The sequence below is a fragment of the Myceligenerans salitolerans genome, assembly GCF_017349295.1.
GTDB lineage: Bacteria > Actinomycetota > Actinomycetes > Actinomycetales > Cellulomonadaceae > Myceligenerans > Myceligenerans salitolerans.
Genome location: NZ_JAFMPK010000007.1, coordinates 1 through 203, shown reverse-complemented (window position 1 = coordinate 203; position 203 = coordinate 1). Strand labels below are relative to the sequence as shown.

Sequence of the window (203 nt, the reverse complement as noted above, 5' to 3'; positions counted from 1 at the left end):
GCATCATGTAGCTGTGCCGGCCGCCGCTGACGGAGACGAGCTCATGGAACGCGGCCCGGTGCCACGGCTCCAGCATGCCGCGGACGGCCACCGCCATCGCGGCGCCCTCCGCGGCGAAGCCCTGCATGCCGACGGGAACCTCCTGGAGCGTGCGCATCACCTCCAGCGCGCCGGGCCGTTCCATCCCGATCCGGTACCCCCGG

1 protein-coding gene is annotated in these 203 nt (G+C 73.4%); it reads right to left on the bottom strand.

What is annotated here, in order from left to right; genetic code table 11:
• Positions 1–184: DUF1702 family protein (locus tag J0911_RS00385; RefSeq protein ID WP_242636083.1), on the bottom strand; the 184-nt coding region annotated here is incomplete at its 3' end.
• Positions 185–203 lie beyond the last annotated feature (19 nt).